This window comes from Pseudoalteromonas sp. P1-8 (assembly GCF_001399985.1).
Lineage (GTDB): Bacteria > Pseudomonadota > Gammaproteobacteria > Enterobacterales > Alteromonadaceae > Pseudoalteromonas.
The window spans coordinates 141,724-150,713 of record NZ_LJSO01000010.1; the positions used below are offsets into that span (position 1 = coordinate 141,724).

Consider the following 8,990-nt stretch of genomic DNA (forward strand, 5'->3'; position numbering starts at 1 on the left):
AAATTTTAAGTTCGCTTAATTTTACTTGTGTCCCTGTTTAACTGGGTGTAGCTTAAAAAAAACACAATGAATAAAAATAACAATGAAGCGACTATGTAGTGCAATCCTAGTATTGCTAAGCCTAGGATACAGCCTTACCACAGAAGCTAACAATGTGGTCAATTTAGCGATTGAACAACGCCCACTGTATAAACGCGATTATTATCTTCATGAATTGCTGGCAGCAGCTTTGCGTGCCAGTAATTATCAAGCAGAAATCAACGAGGTTCTGGTTCACCCCCATCAACAGCGCACATTGTTGATGCTCGATGAAAAGCAAGCCGATGTGTTTTGGAGTATGACAAGCCCCGAGCGAGAACACCTTGCAATAGCAGTTAAAGTACCTTTGTTTAAAGGCTACATTGGTAAACGCGCATTACTAACTAAGCGAGCGTTTTTACCGCGTTTTAAAGATTTAAAAACGAAACAAGATTTAGCGCAGTTTAGTGCCATTCAAGGCCATGATTGGCCCGATACTAAAATCCTTGCTCAAAACGGCTTAACAGTCAGACCGCTGGCAAATTACCAGGCAATGTTTAGCTTAGTGATCAGAGGGCGAGTTGATTATTTTCCGCGTTCGTTCATTGAGGTTATTTCTGAAATGGAACAAATCAAAAGTGACGATCTGGCTATAGTGCCTGACCTTTATATTAGCTATCCAACGGCATTTTACTTTTTTGTCAGTAACCACAAGCCTGAATTGGCAGAAGCCCTGTTAAAAGGACTCAAGGTGATGAAAAGCACTGGCGAGTTTGAACAGCTATTTGCCAGTTACTTTGCTGAAGACTTGGCTAAGTTGCCATTTAAAGAAGGTGAAGTCATAGAGATAAAACTCGACAACGATTATTTTCAGCCACAAAAAAAGGAGCCTTAGCTCCTTTTTGTATTTTTACATTACAACCCGCTATTAGCGAAGTAGTGACTCAGTTAACACTGGGCGAATTTCACGAATGATTGCTTGAGTTAACTTAGGTGCACCACAAATGATGTTGCCGCTTTGGTTGTAGTTAATACCACCTGCGAAATCAACAACCATACCGCCTGCTTCTTTAACTAAAAGCTCGCCTGCCGCTGTGTCCCATGGCTTAAGGCCAATTTCAAAGAAACCATCAACACGACCGGCTGCAACATAAGCCATATCTAATGCAGCAGAACCTGCACGGCGGATATCAGCAGTGTGCACGAAAAGTGCTTTAAACGCTTCAGAGTATGCGTCTAAGTGGTGCTTTTGTTTGAATGGGAAACCAGTTGCAAGTACAGAACCTGCTAACTCGTTAGTTTTAGTTACGCGTAAACGCTTGCTGTTAAGCTGTGCGCCTTGACCACGAGAAGCAGTGAATAATTCACCACGGATTGGGTCATAGATAACAGCTTGGTCTAAACGACCTTTAACTTTAAGTGCAATAGATACTGCGAAATGAGGGATACCCTTGATGAAGTTAGTTGTGCCATCAAGAGGGTCTACAATCCATTGGTAATCTGCATCTTTACCTTTATGCTCACCAAGCTCTTCACCTACGATAGTGTGATCTGGGTAAGATTTTAAAATGGTATCACGAATTGCGGCTTCAGCTTCTTTGTCGATGTTAGTAACTAAGTCGTTTGTGCCTTTTTGTTGTACATCAACTTTTGATAAATCTTCACTTGCGCGAAGTAAAATTTTGCCTGCGTTACGCGCAGCGCGAACCGCAATGTTTAACATTGGATGCATAGCATTACCTTTGGGTTGTAAAAGAACGAATATATTTAAGCCGGCGTATTCTAGCGATTTCTAGCGTAAAGTAAACAATAAACTCGAATAAATTAGTTTGTTTTTTGTACAGTTCTGATTTTGTTGTTGATTTAATTTCAGAAGAAGGGGTTAGTGGTCAGCCGTCAGCCGTCAGCCGTCAGCCGTCAGCCGTCAGCCGTCAGACGTCAGCCGTCAGCCGTCAGCCGTCAGCCGTCAGCCGTCAGTCGGCAGTTTGAAATTTGCATTCTGAAAAATTCGTGCCTATATAAAGTTTTTATACTTAAAAGGATGCAAGTATGAATTTTGAAAAATTAGAGGTATGGAAGCGTTCCGCAAGATTAAGTGCTGACATCTACAAAGAAACGACAGATCTAAATGATTTTGGCTTTCGCAATCAGCTCACACGTTCTGGTTTATCAATACCGAGTAACATCGCAGAAGGTATGGTGAGAATCAGCAAAAAAGAACGGGTGCGTTTTTTAGATATATCAAGATCGTCCATAGCAGAAACACGAACGCAAATTTATATCGGAATTGAGATTAAATACATTGATGCTGCCATAGGTAGAGCTTGGGTGAGTGAAACGGAAGAGCTATCAAAAATGTTGACATCTCTTATTCATAAGATCGAAGCTGATAGCTGATAGCTGATAGCTGATAGCTGATAGCTGATAGCATGTTATAATCCCCGCAATTTTTGACTTTCAGTAAGTAACAACGCAATGACACTTGATGATATTCGTATCGTATTAGTTAACACATCACATTCTGGTAATATTGGCTCAGCGGCACGTGCTATGAAAACGATGGGCTTATCAAATTTATATCTTGTTGATCCTGCTTGTGAAATTGACAGTCATGCGAGTGCGCTTGCGGCCGGTGCAACTGATGTTTTAGGTAAAACAGTGGTTGTTGATACACTGGCAGATGCGATTGCTGATTGTGGTTTAACAATTGGTACCAGCGCACGCTCACGTACTTTATCTTGGCCTATGGTTGAGCCGCGTGAATGTGGTGAAAAATTAGTGGCTGAGGCTGAACATGGCCCTGTTGCACTCGTGTTTGGTCGTGAAAATAGTGGTTTAACGAACGAAGAGCTACAACAATGTAACTACCACGTATGTATTCCTGCAAACCCTGAATACAGCTCACTAAATCTAGCAATGGCCGTGCAAACGCTGTGTTATGAAACACGTATGGCATATTTAAATAAACAGCCAAAAGTACAAGAAGAAGACGAAGCAACCTACCCAAATGCGAAGCAAACAGAGCTGTTCTACGAGCATTTAGAGCAAACGCTAAACGACACAGGTTTTATCATCAAGCAACACCCTGGCATGGTGATGACTAAACTACGTCGCTTATTTAACCGCGCACGTCCAGAAGAAGCTGAGATGAACATTTTACGCGGTATTCTTACCTCTATTAATAAGTCTATTAAATAATCACAGGTTATAAGTATAATACTTGACTAAATTACTCAGGTAATTACAATGTACCTAGTACTTGACTGTTTTTGTCAAGTATTCGGTTTTATCAATGGCAAGTATCAATTTTTATCAAGTGATAATACTTGACTATTTTGGTCTGGTAATTAAAATTTGCACACCTTAGCGTGCAGTAACATCGGGGGCTCCATGAAGTTAACATCAAAAGGCAGATACGCAGTAACCGCCATGTTGGATGTTGCACTACATACAAATGTGGGTGCAGTGCCTCTTGCCGATATTTCTGAACGCCAAGAGATTTCGTTATCTTATCTTGAACAACTATTCGCCCGTTTACGTAAAAACGGCCTTGTGACCTCTGTGCGTGGCCCAGGTGGCGGATATTTATTAGGTCGAGAAGCGAACGAAATTTCTGTCGGCGATGTGATTAACGCCGTTGATGAGTCTGTTGATGCAACACGTTGCCACAATGCAACGGGTGGCTGCCAAAGCGGCATGCGTTGTTTGACTCATACCTTATGGTCGGACTTAAGCGCACGTATCGAAGAGTTTTTAAATAGTATTACCCTTGCTGAATTGGTGGAAAAGTCAGATGTGAAAGAAGTCGCATCGCGCCAAGATAACAGCATCAACAATGCAATTAAGCAACTGGAAAACATTCAAGTAAGCTGTCAACTGTAGCTTGACGAAAGCGGAGAGAGAAATGAAGTTACCGATTTATTTAGATTACGCAGCAACCACGCCTGTTGATGAACGTGTGGCAAAAGAAATGATGCAATGCCTGACTATGGACGGTAATTTTGGTAACCCTGCATCACGCTCACACCGTTTTGGTTGGCAAGCAGAAGAAGCAGTTGATCAAGCACGTACAGATATTGCTGATCTGATCAACGCTGACCCACGTGAAATTGTTTTCACTTCAGGTGCTACAGAATCAAACAACCTAGCAATTAAAGGTGCTGCGCAGTTCTATAAGAAGAAAGGCAAGCACGTTATCACTGTTAAAACAGAGCACAAAGCAGTGCTTGATACGTGTCGTGAACTAGAGCGTCAAGGTTTCGAAGTAACCTATATGGACGTTGAAGAAAACGGTTTACTTGACCTTAAAAAGCTTGAAGCTGCAATGCGTGACGACACAGTACTTGTGAGCGTAATGCACGTAAATAACGAGCTAGGTGTTATCCAAGATATCGCGACAATCGGCGAAATGTGCCGTGAGCGCAAAATTATGTTCCACGTAGATGCTGCACAAAGCGCAGGTAAAGTACTTATCGACGTGCAACAGTTAAAAGTAGATTTCATGTCGTTCTCTGGCCACAAAGTATATGGCCCGAAAGGTGTAGGCGCACTTTATGTTCGTCGTAAGCCTCGCGCACGTTTAGAAGCGCAAATGCACGGTGGTGGTCATGAGCGTGGTATGCGTTCAGGCACACTAGCTACTCACCAATTAGTTGGTATGGGTGCGGCATTTAGAATCGCTAAAGAAGATTTCGAAAAAGACCATGCACACATCAGCGCACTTCGTAAGCGCCTGATCGATGGCATCATGGCTGATATGGACGAAGTTTACTTCAATGGTGAACCAAGTCACTCAGTTCCAGGTATTGTAAATATCAGCTTCAACTTTGTTGAAGGTGAGTCGTTATTAATGGCTGTTAAAGACATTGCTGTTTCATCAGGTTCAGCCTGTACCTCAGCAAGCTTAGAGCCTTCTTATGTACTACGTGCATTAGGCCGTAATGACGAGTTGGCACACAGCTCAATTCGTTTCAGCATTGGCCGCTTTACGACTGAAGAAGAGATTGATTACACCGTTGAACTAATCAAAAACTCGATCGGCCGTTTACGTGAGATGTCTCCTCTATGGGAAATGCATCAAGAAGGTATTGATTTAGATTCAGTTGAGTGGGCGCATCACTAATCAGTGATCGCCGCCGCTAGCAGGTAGTGAGGATAGTATTATGGCTTATAGTGATAAAGTAATCGATCATGTTGAAAATCCACGTAACGTGGGTGCTTTAGACAAAAATGATCCGTCAGTTGCAACAGGTATGGTGGGTGCACCAGCATGTGGTGACGTAATGAAATTGCAAATCAAAGTATCACCAGAAGGTGTAATTGAAGATGCAAAATTCAAAACATATGGTTGTGGTAGCGCAATCGCTTCTTCTTCACTTGTAACTGAGTGGGTAAAAGGCAAAACATTAGATGAAGCTGCAACAATCAAAAACACTGATATCAGTGCTGAGCTTGAATTACCGCCAGTGAAAATTCACTGCTCAATTTTAGCAGAAGACGCGATTCAAGCAGCAATTGCTGACTACAAAAGCAAACAAGCGAAGTAAGAGATAAATTCATGGCAGTGACATTGACAGATGCGGCAGCAAACCGCGTAGAATCATTTTTAGCAAATCGCGGCAAAGGCATTGGCCTACGCGTTGGCATTAAAACGACGGGCTGTTCAGGTCTTGCTTATGTTCTTGAATTTGTTGATGAGTTAGCAGACGGCGACGAAATTTTTGAAAGCCGTGGTGTGAAAGTAATCGTTGATGCTAAAAGCTTAGTCTACATTGATGGTACTGAGCTTGATTACACCAAAGAAGGTTTGAACGAAGGGTTTAAGTTTAACAACCCGAACCAAGCCGATGAGTGTGGTTGCGGCGAAAGCTTTACCGTTTAAGCTTATAAAACTTTCTTTGCTTGAAGCCCTGCCTATGTAGGGCTTTGTTCTTTCCTGTTTACCGAGTTGGATTATGTAATGCGTTACTTTGAGTTATTTGCAATTCCAGTAGATTACAACATTGATTTAGCGACTATTAATAAACACTACCTTGAGCTGCAACGTGCAGTTCACCCAGATCGCCACGCAAGCTCTAGCAGCCGTGATAAATTACTTGCTGTGCAAAATGCAGCAGAAATCAATGATGCATTACAAACTTTAAAACACCCGGTAAAACGTGCTGAGTACATGCTTAGCGAGCTTGGTGTTGATATTCGCGCCGAGCAACAAACATTACAAGACCCGCTATTCTTAATGCAGCAAATGGAGCTGCGTGAAGAATTAGAAGAACTTGAAAATGCCGCAGATCCTGATGCAGCAATTGCCCAGTTTGAAGCGCAAATTAAACAGCTCGATAAACAATACAGCAGTGAATTAGCCGCTCAGCTGGCAAGTAATGATGAGCAACAATGGCAAGCTGCTGCTGACAATATTCGTAAATTGAAGTTTGTTTATAAGCTACGCGATGAACTAGAGCGTATTGAAGACAGTTTATTTGATGATTAATCGTTAGTTGTTATACAACAGCTATTTAAGAGTTTAAAAAGAGCATTATGGCATTATTGCAAATTGCTGAGCCGGGGCAGAGCGCGGCACCACATGAGCACAAATTAGCAGTCGGTATTGACCTTGGTACAACTAACTCGTTAGTTGCAACAGTGCAAAGCGGCGAAGCGCGCACACTAACTGATTTAGCAGGCAACGCGATGCTACCATCGGTAGTGCAATACCAAGCAGATAGCATTGTGGTTGGCGAGCGAGCTGCTGCAGCTGCTACTCAAGACCCTGCAAACACTCTAATTTCAGTAAAGCGTTTTTTAGGGAAAACTCAGACTGAAATCGAAAAAAGCTATGGTCAACTGCCGTATGAATTTTGTGAGCATGATGGCTCATTAGCAATCAGCACGGTTGCGGGTGCAATTAGCCCTGTTACTGCATCGAGTGAAATTTTAAAAGCATTAAAATTACGTGCAGAAGACAGCTTTGCAGGCCAAGACATCTTAGGCGCTGTTATTACTGTGCCAGCTTATTTTGATGATGCTCAGCGTCAAAGCACTAAAGATGCCGCAGAGCTTGCAGGTATTAAGGTATTACGTTTATTAAACGAGCCAACGGCTGCGGCTGTTGCTTATGGCCTTGATTCAGGCCAAGAAGGCATTATCGCCGTGTACGATTTGGGTGGCGGTACCTTCGATATTTCTATTTTACGTTTACACCAAGGCGTATTCGAAGTACTTGCTACAGGCGGTGACTCAAGCCTTGGTGGTGACGATTTTGACTCGCTATTAGTTGATTACTTCAAAAAACAAACGGGTGTGAGCGAGCTTTCTGCATCGGTATTGCGTTTATTCATCAATAAAGCAAAAGCGTGTAAAGAAGCGCTGAGCCAATACCAAACTGTAAATGTTGGTTTAGAGTTTGATGGTCAAAGCCACAAGGTTGAAGTTACCCGCGAAACGTTTGATGAGCTAGCTCTTAGCCTTGTGAAGAAAACACTACGCTCTTGTCGCCGTGCTGTTAAAGATGCCGGTATCGAGAATGAAGAAGTACTGCAAGTTGTAATGGTTGGCGGCTCGACTCGTATGCCAATTGTACGCTCCCAAGTTGCTGCATTTTTTGATAAAGAGCCACTGACTTCTATCGACCCAGATCGCGTAGTTGCACTCGGTGCGGCATTACAAGCAGACGTACTGGTTGGCAATAAGCCAGATTCAGACATGTTGCTATTAGACGTATTACCACTGTCGCTAGGTCTTGAAACCATGGGTGGCTTGGTTGAGAAAATCATTCCACGTAATACCACGATCCCTGTAGCACGTGCACAAGAGTTTACCACTTTCAAAGATGGTCAAACGGCTATGTCACTGCATGTACTACAAGGTGAGCGTGAGTTAGTTGACGATTGTCGTTCGTTGGCAAAATTCAGCTTAAAAGGTATTCCGGCCATGGCAGCAGGTGCTGCGCACATTCGCGTAACCTTTAAAGTTGATGCCGATGGCCTATTAAGTGTATCGGCAATGGAAAAATCAACGGGTGTGCAAGCTGAAATTCAGGTCAAACCATCATTTGGTTTATCGGACGACCAAGTTGCAAACATGCTTAAAGAGTCAATGACTAACGCGAAAGACGACATGCAAGCGCGTATGCTTAAAGAGCAGCAAGTTGAAGCGTTACGTGTAGTTGAAGCGCTTGAAGCATCATTGGCAACCGACAGTGCATTACTTGATGAACAAGAATTAGGTGCGTTAAAAGCAGAAATTGCTAAACTTGTTGCCGTACGTGAAAGCGCAACAACACCTGCAGAAATTAAAGCAGCGATTGAAGCTGTAGACAATGCAAGTAGCGAATTTGCTGCTCGCAGAATGGATGCATCAATCAAAAAAGCGCTGCAAGGGCAGTCAGTAGACGAAGTTTAACGAGGTAAGGTATGCCACAAATTATTTTTCTTCCACACGAAGAGTTATGCCCAGAAGGCGCTGCTATTGAAGCTCCTGCAGGTGAAACGGTATTAGATGTAGCGCTAAAGAATGGTATTAGCATTCCACATGCATGTGAAAAATCATGTGCGTGTACAACATGCCACTTAGTCATCCGTGAAGGTTTTGACTCTTTAGATGAGAGCGATGAGCTAGAAGATGACATGCTAGATAAAGCATGGGGTCTTGAGCCTGAGTCACGCCTTGGTTGCCAAGCGGTGATCAAAGATGAAGATTTAGTGGTTGAAATTCCAAAGTATAATCTCAATATCGTTAATGAAGAGCATTAATTTTTAACGGCTTTGATTTCGTAAAAACCGCTGTAGTTGCTTGGTCTCTACAGCGGTTTTTTGTTTTTTAGAGCTGTCAGCTTTCAGCCGTCAGTTTTTAGCAGAACGAGAGGGTGGTTCAGTTATTAGTGTTTTTGAACAGCAATAGCTTTACATTTATTTCCCGATTTTCTTAAGCTTTTGATAGCTGATAGCTGATAGCTGATAGCTGATAGCTGATAGCTG

General features: G+C 42.7%; 11 protein-coding genes. 10 read left to right on the plus strand and 1 reads right to left on the minus strand.

What is annotated here, in order from left to right:
* Positions 1 to 82 precede the first annotated feature (82 nt).
* On the plus strand, positions 83 to 913 hold the full coding sequence (locus AN213_RS14760) for an ABC transporter substrate-binding protein (RefSeq protein ID WP_055198973.1): 831 nt from the start codon (positions 83 to 85) through the stop codon (positions 911 to 913).
* 33 nt (positions 914 to 946) lie between these two features.
* On the opposite strand, the gene suhB is transcribed toward AN213_RS14760, so the two are convergent.
* Complete coding sequence (gene suhB / locus AN213_RS14765; protein WP_054552496.1) at positions 947 to 1,750, minus strand: inositol-1-monophosphatase; 804 nt, start codon at positions 1,748 to 1,750, stop codon at positions 947 to 949.
* A gap of 317 nt (positions 1,751 to 2,067) precedes the next feature.
* Here suhB and AN213_RS14770 point away from each other — a divergent pair, with 317 nt between their 5' ends.
* From AN213_RS14770 to fdx, 9 genes are all read left to right on the plus strand, one after another.
* Positions 2,068 to 2,415 (plus strand): four helix bundle protein, encoded by a 348-nt coding sequence (locus AN213_RS14770; protein ID WP_055198974.1) that lies wholly within the window; start codon positions 2,068 to 2,070, stop codon positions 2,413 to 2,415.
* A 78-nt stretch (positions 2,416 to 2,493) separates the two neighbouring features.
* A complete protein-coding gene (trmJ, locus tag AN213_RS14775) occupies positions 2,494 to 3,216 on the plus strand; it encodes a tRNA (cytosine(32)/uridine(32)-2'-O)-methyltransferase TrmJ (RefSeq protein ID WP_054563546.1) in 723 nt (240 codons plus the stop codon).
* A gap of 192 nt (positions 3,217 to 3,408) precedes the next feature.
* Positions 3,409 to 3,900: a Fe-S cluster assembly transcriptional regulator IscR gene (iscR, locus tag AN213_RS14780; RefSeq protein WP_054552499.1), complete on the plus strand. Its 492-nt coding sequence runs from the start codon at positions 3,409 to 3,411 to the stop codon at positions 3,898 to 3,900.
* A gap of 22 nt (positions 3,901 to 3,922) precedes the next feature.
* Positions 3,923 to 5,140, plus strand: coding sequence for an IscS subfamily cysteine desulfurase (locus AN213_RS14785; RefSeq protein WP_054552500.1), 1,218 nt, complete (start codon positions 3,923 to 3,925; stop codon positions 5,138 to 5,140).
* Positions 5,141 to 5,180: 40 nt separating this feature from the next.
* The gene (gene iscU, locus AN213_RS14790) at positions 5,181 to 5,564 is read left to right on the plus strand and encodes a Fe-S cluster assembly scaffold IscU (protein ID WP_054552501.1); all 384 of its coding nucleotides are present in this window, start codon (positions 5,181 to 5,183) and stop codon (positions 5,562 to 5,564) included.
* Between the two features lie 11 nt (positions 5,565 to 5,575).
* The gene (gene iscA / locus AN213_RS14795) at positions 5,576 to 5,899 is read left to right on the plus strand and encodes an iron-sulfur cluster assembly protein IscA (protein WP_054552502.1); all 324 of its coding nucleotides are present in this window, start codon (positions 5,576 to 5,578) and stop codon (positions 5,897 to 5,899) included.
* 78 nt (positions 5,900 to 5,977) lie between these two features.
* Entirely contained in the window at positions 5,978 to 6,505 is a 528-nt protein-coding gene (gene hscB / locus AN213_RS14800; protein WP_054552503.1) for a co-chaperone HscB, read from the plus strand.
* A gap of 47 nt (positions 6,506 to 6,552) precedes the next feature.
* The gene (gene hscA / locus AN213_RS14805; RefSeq protein ID WP_055020911.1) at positions 6,553 to 8,415 is read left to right on the plus strand and encodes a Fe-S protein assembly chaperone HscA; all 1,863 of its coding nucleotides are present in this window, start codon (positions 6,553 to 6,555) and stop codon (positions 8,413 to 8,415) included.
* An 11-nt stretch (positions 8,416 to 8,426) separates the two neighbouring features.
* Entirely contained in the window at positions 8,427 to 8,765 is a 339-nt protein-coding gene (gene fdx / locus AN213_RS14810) for an ISC system 2Fe-2S type ferredoxin (RefSeq protein ID WP_054563549.1), read from the plus strand.
* Positions 8,766 to 8,990 lie beyond the last annotated feature (225 nt).

Excerpts from the sequence above, each read along its gene's own strand:
- AN213_RS14760 (WP_055198973.1), top strand. The coding sequence starts at position 83 with ATGAAGCGACTATGTAGTGCAATCCTAGTATTGCTAAGCCTAGGATAC.
- suhB (WP_054552496.1), bottom strand. The coding sequence starts at position 1,750 with ATGCATCCAATGTTAAACATTGCGGTTCGCGCTGCGCGTAACGCAGGC.
- AN213_RS14770 (WP_055198974.1), top strand. The coding sequence starts at position 2,068 with ATGAATTTTGAAAAATTAGAGGTATGGAAGCGTTCCGCAAGATTAAGT.
- trmJ (WP_054563546.1), top strand. The coding sequence starts at position 2,494 with ATGACACTTGATGATATTCGTATCGTATTAGTTAACACATCACATTCT.
- iscR (WP_054552499.1), top strand. The coding sequence starts at position 3,409 with ATGAAGTTAACATCAAAAGGCAGATACGCAGTAACCGCCATGTTGGAT.
- AN213_RS14785 (WP_054552500.1), top strand. The coding sequence starts at position 3,923 with ATGAAGTTACCGATTTATTTAGATTACGCAGCAACCACGCCTGTTGAT.
- iscU (WP_054552501.1), top strand. The coding sequence starts at position 5,181 with ATGGCTTATAGTGATAAAGTAATCGATCATGTTGAAAATCCACGTAAC.
- iscA (WP_054552502.1), top strand. The coding sequence starts at position 5,576 with ATGGCAGTGACATTGACAGATGCGGCAGCAAACCGCGTAGAATCATTT.
- hscB (WP_054552503.1), top strand. The coding sequence starts at position 5,978 with ATGCGTTACTTTGAGTTATTTGCAATTCCAGTAGATTACAACATTGAT.
- hscA (WP_055020911.1), top strand. The coding sequence starts at position 6,553 with ATGGCATTATTGCAAATTGCTGAGCCGGGGCAGAGCGCGGCACCACAT.
- fdx (WP_054563549.1), top strand. The coding sequence starts at position 8,427 with ATGCCACAAATTATTTTTCTTCCACACGAAGAGTTATGCCCAGAAGGC.